This window comes from Acinetobacter sp. ABJ_C1_1, assembly GCF_044684115.1.
GTDB classification, from domain to species: Bacteria; Pseudomonadota; Gammaproteobacteria; order Pseudomonadales; family Moraxellaceae; genus Acinetobacter; species Acinetobacter nosocomialis_A.
Genome location: NZ_JBITPU010000003.1, coordinates 212,831 through 231,511 on the forward strand (window position 1 = coordinate 212,831; position 18,681 = coordinate 231,511).

The 18,681-nt window shown below is 37.2% G+C and carries 20 protein-coding genes; 2 read left to right on the forward strand and 18 right to left on the reverse strand.

The annotated features are described in order from the left end of the window. Positions 1–13: 13 nt before the first annotated feature. From ACG59Z_RS06760 to ACG59Z_RS06770, 3 genes are all read right to left on the reverse strand, one after another. A complete protein-coding gene (locus ACG59Z_RS06760) occupies positions 14–2,179 on the reverse strand; it encodes a malate synthase G (protein ID WP_400198563.1) in 2,166 nt (721 codons plus the stop codon). A 370-nt stretch (positions 2,180–2,549) separates the two neighbouring features. After that, positions 2,550–3,692, reverse strand: a complete 1,143-nt coding sequence (gene zapE, locus ACG59Z_RS06765) for a cell division protein ZapE (RefSeq protein WP_151789524.1) — start codon at positions 3,690–3,692, stop codon at positions 2,550–2,552. Positions 3,693–3,775: 83 nt separating this feature from the next. Further along, positions 3,776–4,795, reverse strand: a complete 1,020-nt coding sequence (locus ACG59Z_RS06770; RefSeq protein ID WP_032048489.1) for an AraC family transcriptional regulator — start codon at positions 4,793–4,795, stop codon at positions 3,776–3,778. 121 nt (positions 4,796–4,916) lie between these two features. Here ACG59Z_RS06770 and ACG59Z_RS06775 point away from each other — a divergent pair, with 121 nt between their 5' ends. Then, positions 4,917–6,464, forward strand: a complete 1,548-nt coding sequence (locus ACG59Z_RS06775) for a flavin-containing monooxygenase (RefSeq protein WP_400198566.1) — start codon at positions 4,917–4,919, stop codon at positions 6,462–6,464. A 49-nt stretch (positions 6,465–6,513) separates the two neighbouring features. Further along, entirely contained in the window at positions 6,514–7,425 is a 912-nt protein-coding gene (locus ACG59Z_RS06780; protein ID WP_400198568.1) for a lysine exporter LysO family protein, read from the forward strand. On the opposite strand, the gene pyrF is transcribed toward ACG59Z_RS06780, so the two are convergent. From pyrF to ACG59Z_RS06855, 15 genes are all read right to left on the reverse strand, one after another. Then, complete coding sequence (gene pyrF, locus ACG59Z_RS06785; protein ID WP_263614967.1) at positions 7,422–8,120, reverse strand: orotidine-5'-phosphate decarboxylase; 699 nt, start codon at positions 8,118–8,120, stop codon at positions 7,422–7,424. The two genes, ACG59Z_RS06780 and pyrF, sit on opposite strands and share 4 nt — an antisense overlap. A 170-nt stretch (positions 8,121–8,290) precedes the next feature. Next, on the reverse strand, positions 8,291–8,656 hold the full coding sequence (locus tag ACG59Z_RS06790; RefSeq protein WP_263613598.1) for a lipopolysaccharide assembly protein LapA domain-containing protein: 366 nt from the start codon (positions 8,654–8,656) through the stop codon (positions 8,291–8,293). Positions 8,657–8,680: 24 nt separating this feature from the next. Continuing rightward, entirely contained in the window at positions 8,681–8,983 is a 303-nt protein-coding gene (locus tag ACG59Z_RS06795) for an integration host factor subunit beta (RefSeq protein ID WP_002050043.1), read from the reverse strand. A 156-nt stretch (positions 8,984–9,139) separates the two neighbouring features. Next, a complete protein-coding gene (gene rpsA, locus ACG59Z_RS06800; RefSeq protein WP_002050239.1) occupies positions 9,140–10,813 on the reverse strand; it encodes a 30S ribosomal protein S1 in 1,674 nt (557 codons plus the stop codon). A gap of 104 nt (positions 10,814–10,917) precedes the next feature. Beyond that, entirely contained in the window at positions 10,918–11,604 is a 687-nt protein-coding gene (cmk, locus tag ACG59Z_RS06805; RefSeq protein WP_284083715.1) for a (d)CMP kinase, read from the reverse strand. Positions 11,605–11,614: 10 nt separating this feature from the next. After that, a complete protein-coding gene (locus ACG59Z_RS06810; RefSeq protein WP_032047936.1) occupies positions 11,615–12,055 on the reverse strand; it encodes an SRPBCC family protein in 441 nt (146 codons plus the stop codon). A gap of 69 nt (positions 12,056–12,124) precedes the next feature. After that, positions 12,125–12,628, reverse strand: a complete 504-nt coding sequence (tadA, locus tag ACG59Z_RS06815) for a tRNA adenosine(34) deaminase TadA (protein ID WP_311071326.1) — start codon at positions 12,626–12,628, stop codon at positions 12,125–12,127. A gap of 7 nt (positions 12,629–12,635) precedes the next feature. Continuing rightward, the gene (locus ACG59Z_RS06820) at positions 12,636–13,760 is read right to left on the reverse strand and encodes an enoyl-CoA hydratase/isomerase family protein (protein WP_400198573.1); all 1,125 of its coding nucleotides are present in this window, start codon (positions 13,758–13,760) and stop codon (positions 12,636–12,638) included. Then, on the reverse strand, positions 13,757–14,470 hold the full coding sequence (ung, locus tag ACG59Z_RS06825) for a uracil-DNA glycosylase (RefSeq protein ID WP_263613595.1): 714 nt from the start codon (positions 14,468–14,470) through the stop codon (positions 13,757–13,759). The genes ACG59Z_RS06820 and ung overlap by 4 nt, the downstream gene beginning before the upstream one ends. 49 nt (positions 14,471–14,519) lie before the next feature. Further along, the gene (locus tag ACG59Z_RS06830) at positions 14,520–15,116 is read right to left on the reverse strand and encodes a 6-carboxytetrahydropterin synthase (protein ID WP_263613594.1); all 597 of its coding nucleotides are present in this window, start codon (positions 15,114–15,116) and stop codon (positions 14,520–14,522) included. A gap of 229 nt (positions 15,117–15,345) precedes the next feature. Further along, the gene (gspK, locus tag ACG59Z_RS06835; RefSeq protein ID WP_400198575.1) at positions 15,346–16,302 is read right to left on the reverse strand and encodes a type II secretion system minor pseudopilin GspK; all 957 of its coding nucleotides are present in this window, start codon (positions 16,300–16,302) and stop codon (positions 15,346–15,348) included. Then, positions 16,302–17,117: a type II secretion system minor pseudopilin GspJ gene (gene gspJ / locus ACG59Z_RS06840; protein ID WP_400198577.1), complete on the reverse strand. Its 816-nt coding sequence runs from the start codon at positions 17,115–17,117 to the stop codon at positions 16,302–16,304. The genes gspK and gspJ overlap by 1 nt, the downstream gene beginning before the upstream one ends. Beyond that, the gene (gene gspI, locus ACG59Z_RS06845) at positions 17,117–17,497 is read right to left on the reverse strand and encodes a type II secretion system minor pseudopilin GspI (RefSeq protein WP_019458993.1); all 381 of its coding nucleotides are present in this window, start codon (positions 17,495–17,497) and stop codon (positions 17,117–17,119) included. Before gspI ends, gspJ begins: the two co-directional genes overlap by 1 nt. Next, entirely contained in the window at positions 17,487–18,038 is a 552-nt protein-coding gene (locus ACG59Z_RS06850) for a type II secretion system protein (protein ID WP_263613592.1), read from the reverse strand. Before ACG59Z_RS06850 ends, gspI begins: the two co-directional genes overlap by 11 nt. A gap of 9 nt (positions 18,039–18,047) precedes the next feature. Next, positions 18,048–18,656 (reverse strand): TetR/AcrR family transcriptional regulator, encoded by a 609-nt coding sequence (locus tag ACG59Z_RS06855; RefSeq protein WP_000375838.1) that lies wholly within the window; start codon positions 18,654–18,656, stop codon positions 18,048–18,050. Between the last annotated feature and the right edge of the window lie 25 nt (positions 18,657–18,681).

The window sequence follows — 18,681 nt, forward strand, 5'->3', positions numbered from 1 at the left end:
TAACAGGTTAAAATTAGTCACCTGTATAACCTTTTAACTTCAAACGAGCAGCGTGTAGTAACGGTTCAGTATAACCTGAAGGCTGATCACAACCTTTAAAAATAAGGTCAGAAGCTGCTTGGAAAGCAATATTTGTTTCAAAGTTAGCTGCCATTGGTTTATACAATGGGTCATTTGCATTTTGCTCATCAACAATTTTTGCCATGCGTTTAAGCACTTCTTCAACTTGTTCACGAGTCACGATACCGTGACGTAACCAGTTCGCAACGTGTTGAGAAGAAATACGTAATGTTGCACGGTCTTCCATTAAGCCCACGTTGTTAATATCAGGAACTTTTGAACAACCCACACCTAAGTCAACCCAACGAACAACGTAACCTAAAATACCTTGGCAGTTATTTTCAAGTTCATTGTTGATCTCTTCCGCTGACCAGTTTGTATCAGGTGCAAATGGAGGTGTTAATAGGTCATCTAATGACAACATTTCTTCAGCTTTCAACTGATCTTGACGTGCTTTTACATTTACTTGATGGTAATGCATCGCATGAAGTACAGCACCAGTTGGTGATGGTACCCAAGCACATGAAGCACCAGCATTTGGATGAGCAGCTTTAGTTGCCAACATATCTTTCATGCTATCTGGTTTTGGCCACATGCCTTTACCAATTTGAGCTTTACCTTGTAAACCACATTTCAAGCCAATTGCAACGTTACGGTTTTCGTAAGCAGCAATCCATTTTTGTGTTTTAACCGCTTCTTTGCGAACAACTGGTGCAGCTTCCATAGAAGTATGGATTTCATCACCTGTACGGTCCATGAAACCAGTGTTAATAAAGATAGTGCGATCTTTAGCAGCAGCAATACAGTTTTTCAAGTTTACAGATGTACGGCGTTCTTCATCCATAATACCGATTTTTAAAGATTTCGCTGGTAAACCTAGTGCTTGCTCAGCGCGTTCAAATAATTCAACAGCAAAAGAAACTTCTTCTGGACCATGCATTTTTGGCTTAACAATATACATAGACCCTTTACGAGAGTTTTTATTTTCGTTTGTACTACGGATATCAGCAACTGATAACAATGGTGTTACCAATGCATCCATAATACCTTCGAAAATTTCTTCACCATCTACCAAAATAGCTGGGTTCGTCATCAAGTGACCTACGTTACGAAGTAACATAAGTGAACGACCATGAAGCTTTGTTGTTCCACCAATTAAATTTTTAATTTCGCGGTCTTTGCTTAACGCACGAACAATTGTTTTACCATTCTTTTCGATAGATTCTTGAAGTGTACCCTTCATTAAACCTAACCAGTTACGGTAACCTTCAACTTTTTCTTCTGCATCTACAGCTGCAACAGAGTCTTCCAAATCTTGAATTGTGGTTACCGCAGCTTCAAGTGTTAAATCTTTAACACCTGCTAAATCAGTTTGACCAATTGGGCTATTCGCATCAATTTCAATAATGACATGCAAGCCATTACTTAAAAGTACAACCTCTGAAGGATTTGCTTCTTCACCATTGAAACCAACAAATTGAGCTTCATGAGCTAAACCTGTTTTTGAACCATCTTTTAAAGTTACAACAAGTTTATTTTGTTCAATTGCATATTTAGTTGCATCTGCATGTGAGCCTTGAGCAAGCGGGAAAACTTCATTTAAGAAATTCTTAGCGAACTCAATCACTTTTGCCCCGCGAACAGGGTTATATCCTTTCCCTTTTTCAGCACCACCTTCTTCTGAAATTACATCGAAGCCATAAAGTGCATCGTACAAAGAACCCCAACGTGCGTTTGCTGCATTTAAGCAATAACGTGCATTACGTACAGGCACTACTAACTGCGGACCTGCCAATAATGCAATTTCTTCGTCTACGTTTTCAGTTGTGATCTGGAAATCTTCAACTTCTGGTAATAAATAACCAATTTCAGTTAAAAACGCTTTATAAGCACCTAATTCAAATTTGTTATTACGGTGCCATTCATCAATTTTTGCTTGTAATTCATCACGCTTAGCCAATAACGCTTTATTTTTTGGGCTAAGATCGACAACAACTTGCTCAAAGTTCTTCCAGTAAGTTTCACTATCTAAACCAGAACCTGGTAAAGCTTCATTTTCGATAAAATCGTAAAGTTCTTTAGCAATCGCTAACTTGCCTTTTTGAATACGTGCAGTCATTGTCTTTCCTGAAGTTGCTACTTTTTATACCAAGAGAAACCTAGTATACCGATTTAAATTAAGCTGAATACTAATATCACATTCCTAAATAGTAAGCATTTTCCCTTGCAAAACTATTGACAAAGATAAATTTTTCTATATAGGAAAATATTAAAATTCTAACTAGGTTTCCCAACAATTTATTCAATATTTAAAGATACTGAAACTAGACTTTTTGTTAACATACAAAAAGTTTCACTATCTTATTTTTTCTAAAGCGTATTTAGTTATATCAAACTTTGCACAATGAAAAAGTATTATTTAGCTAAATTTATCTATTTTTGTTGTAAAAAAAGCGCCCTATTTAGAGCGCTCTTTTATATCTCATTTCTTAAGAAGTTTTAGTAGCATCAATATGACGATGCTCAGAATGCAAATACTCATCTGATTGCATTTCTAACAAACGAGAACGAGTACGTTCAATTTCAAAAGCCAATTTCTCGCCTTGATAGATATCAATAATACTGTCTTGAGAAGTTAAGAGTAACTTCACGCCACGATCATAAAATTCATCGACTAGATAAATAAAACGACGTGTACCTTCTGACAAGAAGTCAGTCAAGTGCGGAACATTACTCACCAGAACAGTATTATAAATATTGGCAATTTCAATAAAGTCTGCAGGACTACGCGGCTTTAAACAAAGTTCAGAGAACTCACACCATAAAACATCTTCTGTGTGACCTAGCGTTTCAACAACACGGTTATTGATCACAATCGGTTCATGAGAATTCGTTTGAGTATGAGTTAAAGCTGTATAACGCTCTGATATCCAGTTTTGAGCTTCATTGCCCAGTGGTGATTTAAACAATTGAGCTTGTTTTAAAACACGTAAACGGTAATCCACACCTGCGTCTACATTTAAAACGACACAGTTCTTTTTAACCATTTCAATTGTAGGAATAAAGCGATCACGATGAATCCCGTTTTTATACAAACCGTCTGGTGCAATGTTTGAAGTTGCAATGAGTGTCACACCGCGAACAAATAACTTCTGGAATAAATCACTCAAGATCATTGCATCTGTTACGTTTGAAACGAAGAACTCATCGAAACAAATAACAACAGCATCTTTATAGATTTGATCAGCCACGATATCGAGTGGATTACGTTGACCAGAAAGTTTATTTAATTCTTTATGAACATGTTGCATAAAGTGATGGAAATGCATACGTGTTTTACGGCGAAACGGTACAGATTCGTAAAATTGATCCATAAGCCAAGTTTTGCCACGTCCTACACCGCCCCACATATATACACCCTTTGGTGAGGTTTGACGGCGAAAACGACGGAAAGCTTTTTTAGAAGCCTTATAACGATTTAAAAGTTCTTTCCATACACGATCTAATTCTTGCACTGCCTGTGCTTGTGCTTCATCTGCCATGAACTGGCCTGAAGCCAATGCCTCAGCATAGCGCTCTGCTGGGGAAGAAGGGGTAAATGCAGTACTATGAGAAGATTTTAAATTTAACATATCATTTTATTTCAATTTTAACTGAAGAGAGTATAGCGAACATTTTGTCCGACCACATTAGCTTTTAGCATCAAGAGTTATGCTCAGTAAAATTCCTTTCCATATTGCCGAGGACTCTGCCCAAACCATCTTTTAAACGCATGATTAAAAGCTGCAGGTTCAGAATAGCCAAGCGATTCAGCAATAACCTCTATTGAATATTCTTTATATTCCATAAGTTTAAGCGCCTTATTCTTAATAATCTGTTCACGAATTTGTTTATAACTCGTATTAAGCTGCTGCAATTGATGCCTTAATGTCCTTTCAGGCATTTTTAAAGCAAAAGCGGTTTCCGCCATGCTCGGGATAATTCCTTGTTGTAGCTCTAGATAATCTTGCACATATTGAATAATGGGTGGTATTTGATGATCTTGCTCATTTAATCGTTTTATTTCTTTAATACATTTAGCTTCATAGATACGGTGAGTAATAATATCTGCTGAAGGAATTTTTATTCCAAGCACATTCTTACTTAGGCTAAATGCTGCATGTGTAGAATTAAAATGCAGATCATCTCCATAATATGAGAAATATTGAGCAACGGTATCTGTATTATTTGGTTTGGGAAACGGTACATCTATACGCATATGAGGCATGGTTAAGCCCATCATGGTATAAATATCCTGAATAAACTTATAGGTCCCCGAAATTTCACATTGGGCACGAAGTAAACCGTTTTCTGTTTTTAAATCGACAGGTAAATAGTTCAAAATAATATGATTTTCAGTTTCTTGTAAGCTCAAAGTACCAAATAAATGAGTAAGTTTTTGATACTTTATGCCTTTTTCTAAGGCGGTTTGTATATCTTGACTTGTTACAAGTAGCATTAACAAAGGGCCATAACCTGCTAATGCATAGTGCTGCCCAATGAATAATCCTTTTTCAGGATCAACATTTTCACTAATAATTTGTTGAATATCCCATTCTAAACTGTCATGAATTGTTGAACTGGGGTCCAAGGAATCTACTTTAATACCGATATCTGCCAAACGTGAGTCGACATCAATGCCCGCATTGCGCATTCCTTGAATTAAATAGATTAAACCAAGTGCCGATCGTTTCATTCTTCAATCAATTTCTCTAGACTGAAATGTTTTACTATAAAGAAGTAATAAAATTAATTGCCGAATCTATCAATTTTCACGTCGATACAATCATGTTTAAACTGATCAAAAAACGTTAGGCTTGCTTACAATCCTCTTTACAGCATATGCAGGGTTTACAATGCTCAGTGCAAAACAAAACGCTATTCAAAAAACTAAAATCGCAATTATTGGTGCTGGATTCGGTGGCCTTGCAATGGCTATTCGTCTATTACAGAATCAACAAACAGATTTTCTTATTTTAGAAAAATCTAATGATGTTGGTGGAACATGGCGAGAAAATCGATATCCGGGAGCTGCATGTGACGTCCAGTCACATATGTATTCTTTATCTTTTGCACCTAAAACTGACTGGTCAAAACGTTATGCGGAAGCACCGGAAATTTTTGATTATATTCAAGATGTAACCCAAAAATATCAAATTAAAAACTACTGTAAATTTAATCATGAAGTTAATCATGTTCAGTATGATGAAACGCGCCATGTATGGACGTTAGACTTTACAAACCAACCCTCTCTCGAAGCACAATTTATAGTATTTGCCTCTGGGCCCTTACATATTCCACAAATCCCTCATATTCGTGGCATCGAAAAGTTTAAAGGTAAAGTCTTTCACTCATCACAATGGGAACATGACTATGACTTAAACGGAAAGTCAGTCGCATCTATTGGTACAGGTGGTAGCGCAATTCAATATATTCCTGAAATAGCCAAAGATGTTAAACAACTATATGTCTTTCAAAGAACAGCCGCATGGGTTATTCCACGAGATGAACGTAAATACTCCAGTTTGAGTAAAACTCTATTTAAAACATCTAATATTTATAGACAAATTCATCGCAGCCGCCTTTATTGGAGTAATGAATCACGTGTTGTTCCTATAGTTCAGCCGCAAATTATGAAATATGGGCAAAAATTAGCTGAGGCATTTATACGTTTCCAAGTCAAAGATAAAGAATTAGCTAAGAAACTTACACCAGATTTTGTGATGGGTTGTAAACGCATTCTTATTTCAAATAAATACTTCCCGACATTTAACCGTAAAAATGTTGAATTAGTAACGGATGGTATTCAAGAAATTAAAGAGCACAGCATTATCACAAAAGATGGAAAAGAAAGACCTATCGATTGTCTGATTTATGGGACTGGCTTTATTACAGATCCACGCATTTACTTAAAACATTTTACTTGTATTGGTCGTAATCAAATTGAATTAAAACAGGCTTGGAAAGATGGTGCAGAAAGTTATTATGGGATTATGACCAAGAATTTTCCTAACCTATTCCAACTCGTCGGACCAAATACTGTTTTAGGTCATAACTCAGTTATTTTTATGATCGAGTCACAAGTTAATTATATTTTACAACTGATTGAACTTGTCGATAAATCTGGTCAACACGCGATAGAAATTAAACCGGAAGTCCAAGATAGCTTCAATGAAAGAATACAGAAACAACTTCAAGGTACTGTATGGCAAGCAGGTGGCTGTAATAGTTGGTATCAGGCTGCCGATGGGAAGAACTTCTCTTTATGGCCAACTTATACTTGGAAATATTGGTTAGAAACCCGTAAAGTGAATCCCAAAGATTATTTGCTATTAAATAAATGCTCTAAGAGCTATGCAGCATAATATGTTCGATACATAATAGATAGGTTGATAACAATCTATCTATTATTATATGCAATCTGTTAGCCTCATTATTCAAATTTTTCTTGTATTAGCATTTGGTTATTTTCTAGGTCCTAAACTTTCATTAAATATTCGACTGTTTATTTTTAAAATTCTGCCTTATTTCTCTTATATTTTATTAGCAAGTGTCGCTTTAGAATTAACACTTGCACTTGATCAAATTGAAAATCCTTCTACTATACTCCCACCTGCTCTATTAATTGCACTTACCACCTCTCTCGGTTCTTTTTTTACTTGTTTAATTGCCTATACAATATTTGATAAAGAAAGCGTTAAAGGAAAAATTTCACTTCAGCTTTTTATAAATGCTCTAAAAAATATTGCCAAGGCATTTCTAGCTTTAACTGTCGGCGTAATTTTAGGTGTTCTTTTTACTCGGTTAAATGTCCATATTCCATTCAATAGCTGGTACTTACTCTTACTTTTTATTTTTTTAATCGGAATCGAACTTGCTTTTACTCATTTCAACCGTACATGGTTAAGCTGGAAAATTCTTATTGTACCTTTGGCTGCCTTTATAGGTTCATGCATAGCTGGTTTTCTCAACTATTTCTTACTAGGCAACCACTTTACACTTAATGAAATGCTGGCTTTAGCCCAAGGCTATGGTTGGTATTCAATGTCAGGTATTTTATTTACACAATTACATTCAGCTGAGTTAGGTGGAATTGCCTTACTCACAGACCTATTTAGAGAAATAGTGGCAATATTGTTGATGTACACAATGGGATGGCGTTTTCCACGTCCAGCAATTTCAAGCGCTGGCGCTACCTCGATGGATGTAACATTAGCTATGGTAAAACAGTCATGTGGCACACATTATGTACCACATGCCATGATGAGTGGCTTACTTCTAAGCCTGCTCGCTCCACTTTTAATTACTGTGTTTTTAAACTTTTAAGCAATTGAAGCAAGAATTGATTTCAACATTTGAGTTGGGTCTTCTGCTTTAGTAATCGGGCGACCAATAACTAAATGAGTAGAACCATCAAGCATTGCTTGTTTTGGAGTTACAATACGTTTTTGGTCATCTGCATTGCTACCCTCTGGACGTATTCCAGGAGTAACTAAAGAGAAGTCTTGCCCAATTAATTCACGGAGAATTTTAGCTTCTTGAGCAGAACAAACTACACCATCTAAACCACTATCTTTAGTCAGTTTAGCTAATCTTTTAACTTGCTCTACAGGTTCAATATCTAACCCAATATCTTTTAAGTCTTCACGACCCATTGAAGTTAAAACTGTTACTGCAATTAACTGAGTTTGATAATTACCAGCCTTTAAACGCTCTACACAGGTCTCCATCATTTTACGGCCACCTGATGCATGTACGTTCACCATCCACACACCCAAATCTGCCGCAGCACATACAGCTTGAGCAGTAGTATTAGGAATATCATGGAATTTTAAATCTAGGAAAACTTCGAAATTCTCTTCTTGAAGTTTTTTTACAACAGATGGGCCTTCATGAGTAAAAAGCTCTTTACCTACTTTTACACGACATAACGTAGGATCAAGTTGTTCAACAATTTTTAAAGCGTCATATTGGCTTTTAGCATCCAACGCAACAATGATACTCAAGAGACTTTCTTCCATCATATAAAATCAGGGCTATTATAATAGACAAGTCAGCTACTAATAAAGAAATCTATTGAGACAAGTTTTTGAATAAGAAAATATTGATTTTAAATTTGATAGATAATGAGGAAATATAGGAAGCAAAATACTACTCTTTATACCTAGATAAAGAGTAGTACCAAGAATAATTATAACGGAGTAGAATTTTTATCTTGGGGATAAATATCTACCACAGTTTTTTCATGTCTTACATTTGCAGCTGCTTCTGCTGCTGCCAATTGAGCACTTTGAATTTGTTCTTTTCTCAAATGGTCAATATCTTTTCTAAGGCGCTTAATTTCCCAACCTTTTTGAAAAACGCGGAAAACTTGTACACCTAATAAAAGTCCAACTACAATTCCAAGCGCCAAGGTAAGCAGCAATAATAAACCTAAACGCATTGCAGGAACTTGAGTAAATAATAAATCAACAGGAAGTTCTGTTGGGTTCTGCAAAACAAGTGCTAAAGAATAGCCAAATACAATAATGAGTAATGCAATTAGAATATAACGCATAGGCACCCCACTTATGAGTTTTATTTATTTTCCAGATTCATTCACTGCATCACGGAGTGCTTTACCTGGTTTAAAATGTGGAACAGCCTTAGCTGCAACATCTACTGACTTACCTGTTTTTGGGTTGCGACCAACTCTAGGTTCACGGTGGTGTAAAGCAAAGCTACCAAAACCACGGATTTCAATACGATTGTCAGTCGAAAGAGCTTCGATCATTTGATCAATCATGATTTTAACCGCTTCTTCCACTAATGGTTCAGCCAAGTGTGGATTTTTTAGCGCAATGCGTTCAATCAAATCAGACTTATTAAGAGCTTCAGTAGTCATCTACGACCTCGTTATTTATTACTACTCTAAGTCGTTTGATAATAACCTGTTTAAATACAAAACGGTAGCGCAGTATGTTGAATACTACGCTACCGTTTACAGTAATTTGTATAAAAAGTACAATTTCGTTACATGAAACAGTACTTTGTTACCTTATTACTTCATTTGTGCTTTGATCAAGTCACCAATAGTCTTAGGACCATTTTCTTGAGAAGCTGATGCTGTACGTAAGTTAGCAACTGCTTCTTTCTCTTCAGCTTCGTCTTTCGCTTTGATAGACAAGTTGATAGAGCGAGATTTACGATCAACGTTGATGATTTTCGCTTCAACTTCTTGACCAACTTCTAAGAATTTAGTCGCATCTTCAACGCGGTCACGGTTGATTTCAGAAGCTTTAAGAGTAGCTTCTACTTCGTCAGCTAACTTAACAGTTGCGCCACGAGCATCAACTGCAGTCACAGTACCTTTAACTAAAGCACCACGTTCGTTAGCAGCTAAGAAATCATTGAACGGATCGCTGTTCAATTGCTTGATACCAAGGCTGATACGGTTACCTTCAGCGTCTACAGACAAGATAACTGCTTCAACAGTGTCACCTTTCTTGTAACGACGGATAGCTTCTTCGCCTTGTTCGTTCCAAGAAATATCAGACAAGTGAACTAGACCATCGATACCGCCATTTAAACCAATGAAGATACCAAAGTCAGTGATAGACTTGATTGTGCCAGAAACTTTTTCGCCTTTCTCATGAGACTTAGCAAACTCTTCCCATGGGTTAGCACGAGTTTGTTTGATACCAAGGCTGATACGACGACGTTCTTCGTCAACTTCAAGAACCATAACATCAACTTCGTCACCGATCTGAACAACTTTAGATGGGTGGATGTTTTTGTTAGTGTGGTCCATTTCAGAAACGTGTACTAAACCTTCAACGCCTTCAGCGATTTCAGCGAAACAACCGTAGTCAGTTAAGTTAGTAACACGTGCTTTAACGATAGAACCTTTAGGGTAACGGCTCATGATCGCTAACCATGGATCTTCGCCTAATTGTTTAAGGCCTAAAGATACGCGGTTACGCTCACGGTCAAATTTAAGTACTTTAACAGTAACTTCTTGACCAACTTCAACAACTTCTGAAGGGTGCTTGATACGCTTCCAAGCCATATCTGTGATATGAAGAAGACCATCAATACCGCCAAGATCAACGAATGCACCGTAATCAGTAAGGTTCTTGATAGTACCTGTAACTGTTTGACCTTCTTCAAGTTGAGCAAGTAATGCTTCACGGTCAGCAGAAGATTCAGCTTCCATAACAGCACGACGAGATACAACAACGTTGTTACGTTTAGCATCAAGTTTGATTACTTTAAACTCTAACTCTTTACCTTCAAGGTGAGTAGTGTCACGGATAGGACGAGTGTCAACTAATGAACCTGGTAAGAACGCACGAACAGGACCGATGTCAACAGTGAAACCACCTTTAACTTTACCAGAGATAACACCAGTAACGATTTCGCCATCTTCAAAGATTTTTTCAAGTTTAGTCCAAGTTTCAGCACGTTTAGCTTTTTCACGTGATAAAACTGTTTGACCCATACCGTTGTCAAGAGCTTCAACAACTACGTCAACAGTATCGCCAACCTGAACTTCAAGTTCACGTTGTTCATTTAAAAATTCAGCACGATCAACAATGCCTTCTGATTTAAGGCCAGTGTCAACAGTAACCCAGTCGCTATCGATGTTTACAACAACACCTTGGATGACTGCACCCTTTTCAACGTTGAGGTTTAATTCACTTTCTTCAAAGAGGGCTGCAAAAGATTCGGTCATGATATACCTGATAAATTCAGCGGTCTTGGATCAGACAAGGCCGGTTTAGTTAAGTATCAACATAGTCTTTATAGACTGATCAAGCTATGCGTCAACTGATAATCTTAGTTGCTAACAGTACGGCTATTGACATAATCAACCATTAACTTAAATACTTGATCGATCGTTAATTCCGAACTATCAATAATATAAGCATCTGCGGCTGGCTTGAGAGGAGCAACTTCTCGCTCCATATCTCTTTTGTCACGCGCTTGTATATTAGCTAAAATGTCGTTTATTTTAGCATCTAGCCCCATGCCCTGCAACTGTTTTACTCTTCGCTCAGCACGAGACTCAGCCGAAGCTGTTAGGTAAATTTTTGCATTGGCTTCCGGGAAAATTGATGTTGCCATATCTCGGCCATCTGCAACTAAACCTGGAGTTTGTGCAAATGCTCTTTGACGATCAAAGAGTGCTTGTCTTAGCTCAGGGATTGCAGCAACTTTAGATGCATATTCACCAACTCGCTCTGTGCGAATGGTTTGCGATACATCTTCTCCATCAAGGAAAACCAATGTTCCCTCTGCTGAAGTTTCAAACTTGATATTAAGCTGACGAGCATAGTTCACACACTCATCTAAATGGCTATCTAATTTTTCCAATAAATCATGTTTATGTAATGACAACCCTAACAAACGATACAAGGCGCCAGAGTCAAGTAAATGAAATTGATAATATGCAGCAAGTTTTGCCGCTAATGTTCCTTTACCCGAACCACTCGGACCATCAATAGTAATAATTTGAACTGTCATTGAACTCTCACTAAGAAGCAAATGCTTTAGCTAATCTCGAAAAGCCTAGTGTAATCGCTAGTTTTAGCTGTGCAAGAATTAATTTACTTACAACGGGGGCTTTTGCCGTTAATTCGATACGATAAGTAACCAAAGTAATATAAGGAGTAATTTCAGAAAACTCGATACGACCTAAATGGTGTTTAACTAAAGGATTATCAATCAATTTATATTCAATACGCTTGTTTTCTTCGAGATGAGTGATTTCTTCTTTAAGCGGTTTAATCGCACCAAACCCCATACGACGAACAGATCCCACTCCATCTGGTCTTTCAGGATCTGCCGAGTCTTTCACACGTACAACTTGTAGTGGAGCAAATGCCTTGTTGTAAGTTGCATGTTTAGAAAGCAGGTTAAATACATCACTAAGAGGAGCATTAAATTCTTTTTGTATAGTAATTACATTACGCATGAAAGTTCCTTATTTAAATAAATCATTTCAATGAAACGGCGCTAGTTTGCCATAACCCTATGACATTTTTTAATCATTTAAGGACGTTTTTTGTTGCTTCTCTTGTTTCTTTTGTTCACGTCTTTGCTTAAAAAAAAGACTTAACTGTTGAGCACATTTTTCATGTAAACATCCATGCTCAAAAGTAAATTTATGGTTGTAATAACCATGTTCTAATAATTGACGTGTACTCACGAGTGAACCAGCTTTAGGCTCTGTTGTCCCAAATACAACGTGTTTAATCCTTGCATGTACTAAAGCCCCTACGCACATCGTGCATGGCTCAAGCGTAACATACAAAGTCGCATCTTCGGGTAAACGATAATTTTTCAATGACTCACAAGCCGAACGAATAGCTTGAATTTCCGCATGGGCAGTAGGATCAGACAAACCAATTGGAGCATTAAACCCTGCTCCAATTAATTTATTTTGACTTACGATTACAGCCCCAACAGGAATTTCCCCTTGCTTGGCTGCCAATTCAGCTTGCTCGTAAGCAAGCTGCATCCAGTACTCATCACTAAATTTAGACATTTATTTATTATGAAACTACACCATATTGTCTAAGTAAAGCATTCCAACTATCAATAGTCGTTATTGGCGGATCATCAGCCCAAATACCTCTTAATGTAAGGTCTTCACAAGCTTTCCATTCTGGTGATAAATCTTTATCAACTAAGCGAGCACGTACACCTTCCACAAAATCAGGGTGACGAATTTTCCATTCAGAGATTTGCGCTTCTAGATCAAAAACTTCGTCCCAAGAATGTACTTGTTTACCCCATTGCCATAACAACCAAGTAATAGCCGCTGTGCTCGGTGAACCCTTTTGTAAGTTTTCACTGGCTTGACGCAACCAATCACTGCTTGCATCGCGTAAGCTTACGATGGCTTGATAGTCTTGTTCAAAACTTGAACCACGACAAACGCTATGAATAACATCTAATGAATTTTGCAAAGGTCCAGCTGCCACAGGACGATGCAAACTATTTAAAGTATCATCAATCGCACGGAAATCACCTGCAGGATAGTGAGCCCAATTAATATTGAGTACTTTTTGCAGAACATTATCACGTTGTGCTTCACAAATATGTGTCGCCCAACCAATACTATATGCCCCAGCAGCCGTCATAATAGAACCTGTCAAACCAGTAAATAAACCAATTTGACCACGGTCAGCAAGGAAACGGCTGGCTCCAACATCCGGATACAGACCAATGTTAATTTCAGGCATTGCTAAACGCGAGTATGGCGTAACCAAACGGAATGGTGCTGCCATGAACAAGCCTAGCCCACCACCCATTACATAACCTTCGCCCCATACAACAACAGGTTTAGCATAGTTATGCAAAAGTAAATCCAAAGCATATTCTTGCTGGAAAAACTTATTTGCTGCTTCTACTTCTTGATTAATGACCAGCTGACGTAATTTGCGTACATCTCCGCCTGCACAAAAAGCTTTTGGTGTTGTCGAATCCAACCAAATTGCTTTTACTCGCTCATCATCACGGAAGTCTTCAAATACTCGTAATAAAGCCGTTACGATTGATTCATCTAAAGCATGTAATGATTTAGGTCGATTCAAACGTACGATACGCCAACCATTTTTCGCTTCTTCAACTACCAAATCCGGATGATAGCTATTTACATTGGGAGAGTTCATCATGCGTCCAATTGCCAGTCTATGGGCTCAATGCCATGTTGTTTCAAATATTGATTTGTTTTTGAAAACACTTTACATCCAAAGAAACCACCACGATTAGCCGCAAGTGGTGATGGATGTGCAGCAGTTAAAACTAAGTGTTTTTCTCTATTTATACGTTGTCCTTTACGTTGTGCATAAGCACCCCATAAAATAAAAACTATGTGTTCGCGTTGTTCATTTAAAACATCAATTACTGCGTCAGTAAACTCTTCCCAACCTTGTTTTTGATGTGATGTGGGCTGTCCTGCTTCTACAGTAAGTACACTGTTTAATAAAAGTACACCTTGCTCGGCCCATTTGGTTAAATCACCATGGCGTGAAACTGGTACACCTAAATCTGTATTTAACTCATGAAAAATATTACGCAAAGATGGAGGTAATGCAACACCTCTTTGCACAGAGAAACTTAAGCCATTTGCCTGATTAGGTCCATGATATGGATCTTGACCTAAAATAACGACTTTCACATGGTCTAACGGCGTAATATTTAAAGCACTAAAAATTTGTTTACTTGGTGGATATATTGTTTTTTGAGCCTGCTTCTGCTGAAACAGAAAGTCTCGCAAACTATCCATATAAGGACTCAGCAAAAATGGAGTTAATGATCTTTTCCAGCTTTCTTCTAATTGAACTTTACTGAGTTTGTCTTGCTGTTGCTCAGTTAATTGCATTAATGTCATCCTAGATCAATTTTCATTTCTAAAACAAAAGTAAGTTAACTTACACTTCTACTTGTAAGTTAACATGTGGATTCTGAAACTTAATCCCTTGTTTTAAATTTTCATACATTTGTGGATCAGTCCATTCAGATTGAACTTGTTCTGAAAAAACAATTCCTTCAAGGTTTAATAACCCCATTTGTTCATTTTGAATATCTTCAAGGAAACTTTGGGCATACCCCGTATCGGTTTCATGAACAATCACTGAATAAACTTCAACATCGCCTTCCCCGTTTTGGGTGACGGTTGATTTTAATACTTGCTGAGCTAGATAGAAGAAGATACGAGAAAATTGCTCGGCTGATGGCGACACCGGTAAAGAAATCCAACGCGCACTAAAAGTTTTACAAGCATCGATATATTGCGGATCATCTTTTTCCCAGAAACAAATCGCATGATCAAAACTATCAAAAAGGTCCTTAATGACACCTTTTAATAGTCCAAAATCATATACCATTTGTCCATGATCTAATTTCGAAGCTTTAAGTAATAACTCGACTTTATAACTATGCCCATGAATCGATCGCTTACAACGATCCGATGTACAGTTACGTACTATATGTGCATTTTCAAACTTAAATAACTTACGAATTAACATGTGCCAAATCGATCATTCCTTCTAAGAACATTATTATAAAGCAAAAGATAAAAACTTCGCACCACTTTTCAAATAGAAACAATTAGCAAAAAGTATGATAAGAGATGTGAAGGAATTTTGAAGATATTGATTTTTACTTTAAATACTGTCTATACAGAAATATGACCCCATCCCTTTTATTAATAAGTTTCAAGTATTACAGACTCAAAAAAAATATCAATAAATTTATTTAGTTAAATGGAGCCAAACTTCTTGAATAGACATATACTTGCTTATCTTTTCGCATTAAAGCACTAGTAAACTGACGCTTCCTATTATTTAGAACAACTTCAATTTGAGCTTGAAAGAAGTTGGATTTAACATCAATAAGACCACTTGCCTGCTTTTTCTTTTGGCTATCAACCGCTGAAAAAGCACTCAATTGCCATAATTCATCAACATTTTGGAAGAACTTCAAATTTTGCTGTCGTGCCTGCAATTCTTTTTCAATAGCCCCAATATCTAATTTTTCATCAATACTTGCTAAAACCAATGGTGAAGCAGTATTAATATTTAACTTTGTATTTTCTGGTAAAGCAGAAATATATGGGGCGATCAGATCATATTTTTTCCCATCAAAGCCTCTAACCAGTTTTAACTCTTCAATACGATGAAATTTAGTATTCGCAACCATATAGCTTGGATCTAAACCTTGATAATAAATACTTTCTGCTCCCATTGGTCCAGCCGGTTCATCATTTGGATCTTGCCAATCAATCACAGCTTGACTTAACTCAGCAGGTAAACCCACTCTTACGAGCAAACGCTCGAACCAACTTTTAGCGTCTTCATTTACGGCACCTTCCCCGTTGGTCAAATTATTTAAATTAAATTTACCCGATTCATCAAGTAAACGCCCAGAGACAGAACCATCTTCTACTGGAAACGGCGGCATAGGTTGAGCCCATGTCTCCTTTAAATGATCCACTCCACCTGCATTATTTGCATCTTGAATTAATAATTCCGAGAAAAATGCTTCTGCACTTTTCGCATAGAGTAGAGACTGATTTTGACGCATTAAGTAAGCCGTATTTTCCATAGTATTATTTTGATGCTTAGCAATTGAAGCAGCTAAAATTGTAGCTAAGGCGACCATAATGAGTATTGTCAGTAAAGCAACACCCCGTTGGTGTTTATAAGTAGCCATTATGAACCACCTTGCTGAGAAAGGGCCAAGTTGCCTTGATTTAAGCTATAGATCCATTCATAACTTACTCCCGCTACTGTAAGTTGGATTTTTATTCCTTTCGGTAATTTTTTTAACTCGTTAGGCTTTGTTGGATCAATATTAACCTCGGGCCATTTTGTTACCTCTTGCGGAGTCAAAACCATAATTTGGTATTGATCAACTTGACTTAACAAGGTACTCGATAAAGGCTGCTCCCTATTCGAAGTATTTAAATTGGTATATTTAAGACGATATAATTTTTTTTGTTCCGCATCATAACGATACTCAATTCGTTCAAACGGTGATAGCCCTTGTTTTAAAGGATCAGTTACCCCTGCTTTGCTAAAACGCAAAATTTGATTATCGATTTCTAAAGCTGGATGAAGTTGCCCACTCTGATTTGCCGATAAAGGAATAATTTGCAGAGTATCACGAAGAATTTGTTGATAAGCATCTTGCAACTCGAATAAATGCACTTCATGTACGGCATTGCGATCACGAACCTTGAGCAAATAATCGAATATTTTCCACCCTAATAAAGATAAGACCGCAAAGATAGCTATAGCAACCAACAACTCAACCAACGTAAATCCTGAGGCGCGAGTTAATCGAACACTGCTCGATCGCGCCGCAAGACGAGAAACCATGTTTCGAGTGTGAGGGTCTTTAAAGCTACACTTTGTCTGAGCGCAAAACGAAGAGCTATGCTCTGAATAGCCAGTCGACACAACTCCTGATCGTGCCGCAAGATGCGCAGCTGTGCTACGATAGTGAAAATATTTATTTTTTATCATTATTTTGCTTTCACTGGATAATTAAAAAAGACCATATGAGTAATACCGTTTTGTACTTTTCCCTTATCCGGATCATATAAGCTAATTTGTACATCAATTTTTTGAACATTAGGGCTAACAGTCGATTCAGCTGATTTATCAATCTGCCAAGTCTCACCTTGAGAGGTTACTTGCTTACTTTGAGTACCCTGCAACCACTCTTGATTAATCTCCATCATAGCAATTTCATTCATTGCCACAAATTGAGCTTTGGTTCGTAAAATCGCATTAGAGGTAGACTGAGTGTACTGCATAGCCACTTTAGTTAAAGCGACAGCTGCTACAGCAAAGATTGCCAAAGCAACCATAACTTCTAAGAGGGTAAAGCCTTTAGATTTCATTTATTTTACCCAAGTGATCTATTTGTATTTCCGAACCAATCGGTTTTTGTTCTAGATAAAATTGTATTTTAACGGTCTTGGCTTCACCATTACCAAACCAGATGAGTTGAGGTGTTTTTTCCCCCACTAAATCGGTATTTTTAGCCTTAGAATAATTCTGGCCATCCAAGGGTTCTACAGAAAAAGACACATGCGTAGGAAGTTGCCGTGTTTTAAATTCAGTGTATTTCTGCCATTGGTTTTTTATATCTTGTACTTGCAAGGTACTTTGATCGTGATATTCATATAATTCATAAGAAAATGGTGAGACATCTGTCTCACCATGAGTTTCTAAAGCTAATACACGTGATTGATCTAGTGATTCTTTATTAATTTTTTGCAAATCAAGTAGAAATAACTCTCTTGCCTGCATTGCCTTCTTTTGGTCTATACCACCTATATTCAAGACAACAAGTGAGGTCATAATTGTCATAATCACAATGACCACCATCACTTCTATAAGAGTAAAGCCTTTTTGTGATTGAAATGATTTCGATTTCATATCGACCTATTAAGCATATTGCTCAACTGCTTGTTTCGGTAAGGCCAATGCCTGATCAATATAAGCTACTCTTAAAGTATCTCTTGAACCCAAATAACGTTGGTAAAAACTTGAATTCAGAATTGCAGCAGCCCCATGAGTGAGCGACCAGATTGAAGCTAAGTAATCTCGTGTAGTCATATGACTCTGGATTGACTCTAAATAATGATCAGTCATACGAATAATAATACGTAGGCGCTGCTTTCTCACTTGATAGAGTTCATTAAAAAGATGGTGTACACCTTGAGCAGTAATCGAAAGCTTTTCTTCAATTTGATGAAACAATACTGTTCGTTCCGGATGGTGCAAATGGTGCAACATAAAGAAAGCCAAATGTTCTGGAAAAGCCTTTTCAGTGTCTTGGACCATTTCAAGTAACATGCGCTCATTACGAATAATTAACAGCATGTACAATTCATCTTTGCTTTGAAAATGTTTGTACAAGGTGCCTTTTGCCAAATCAAGCTCAGCAGCCAGCACATCAAGTGTCATTCCGGCTTCGCCATTTTCTAACAACAACTGTTCCGCAACTTGAAATATTAATGCTTCTCTTGCTCGGAACTGAGCTTGACGGTCCATCTTCACGCAATTACTCTCTTTATAT

Excerpts from the sequence above, each read along its gene's own strand:
- ACG59Z_RS06760 (WP_400198563.1), bottom strand. The coding sequence starts at position 2,179 with ATGACTGCACGTATTCAAAAAGGCAAGTTAGCGATTGCTAAAGAACTT.
- zapE (WP_151789524.1), bottom strand. The coding sequence starts at position 3,692 with ATGTTAAATTTAAAATCTTCTCATAGTACTGCATTTACCCCTTCTTCC.
- ACG59Z_RS06770 (WP_032048489.1), bottom strand. The coding sequence starts at position 4,795 with ATGAAACGATCGGCACTTGGTTTAATCTATTTAATTCAAGGAATGCGC.
- ACG59Z_RS06780 (WP_400198568.1), top strand. The coding sequence starts at position 6,514 with ATGCAATCTGTTAGCCTCATTATTCAAATTTTTCTTGTATTAGCATTT.
- pyrF (WP_263614967.1), bottom strand. The coding sequence starts at position 8,120 with ATGGAAGAAAGTCTCTTGAGTATCATTGTTGCGTTGGATGCTAAAAGC.
- ACG59Z_RS06790 (WP_263613598.1), bottom strand. The coding sequence starts at position 8,656 with ATGCGTTATATTCTAATTGCATTACTCATTATTGTATTTGGCTATTCT.
- ACG59Z_RS06795 (WP_002050043.1), bottom strand. The coding sequence starts at position 8,983 with ATGACTACTGAAGCTCTTAATAAGTCTGATTTGATTGAACGCATTGCG.
- rpsA (WP_002050239.1), bottom strand. The coding sequence starts at position 10,813 with ATGACCGAATCTTTTGCAGCCCTCTTTGAAGAAAGTGAATTAAACCTC.
- cmk (WP_284083715.1), bottom strand. The coding sequence starts at position 11,604 with ATGACAGTTCAAATTATTACTATTGATGGTCCGAGTGGTTCGGGTAAA.
- ACG59Z_RS06810 (WP_032047936.1), bottom strand. The coding sequence starts at position 12,055 with ATGCGTAATGTAATTACTATACAAAAAGAATTTAATGCTCCTCTTAGT.
- tadA (WP_311071326.1), bottom strand. The coding sequence starts at position 12,628 with ATGTCTAAATTTAGTGATGAGTACTGGATGCAGCTTGCTTACGAGCAA.
- ACG59Z_RS06820 (WP_400198573.1), bottom strand. The coding sequence starts at position 13,760 with ATGATGAACTCTCCCAATGTAAATAGCTATCATCCGGATTTGGTAGTT.
- ung (WP_263613595.1), bottom strand. The coding sequence starts at position 14,470 with ATGCAATTAACTGAGCAACAGCAAGACAAACTCAGTAAAGTTCAATTA.
- ACG59Z_RS06830 (WP_263613594.1), bottom strand. The coding sequence starts at position 15,116 with ATGTTAATTCGTAAGTTATTTAAGTTTGAAAATGCACATATAGTACGT.
- gspK (WP_400198575.1), bottom strand. The coding sequence starts at position 16,302 with ATGGCTACTTATAAACACCAACGGGGTGTTGCTTTACTGACAATACTC.
- gspJ (WP_400198577.1), bottom strand. The coding sequence starts at position 17,117 with ATGATAAAAAATAAATATTTTCACTATCGTAGCACAGCTGCGCATCTT.
- gspI (WP_019458993.1), bottom strand. The coding sequence starts at position 17,497 with ATGAAATCTAAAGGCTTTACCCTCTTAGAAGTTATGGTTGCTTTGGCA.
- ACG59Z_RS06850 (WP_263613592.1), bottom strand. The coding sequence starts at position 18,038 with ATGAAATCGAAATCATTTCAATCACAAAAAGGCTTTACTCTTATAGAA.
- ACG59Z_RS06855 (WP_000375838.1), bottom strand. The coding sequence starts at position 18,656 with ATGGACCGTCAAGCTCAGTTCCGAGCAAGAGAAGCATTAATATTTCAA.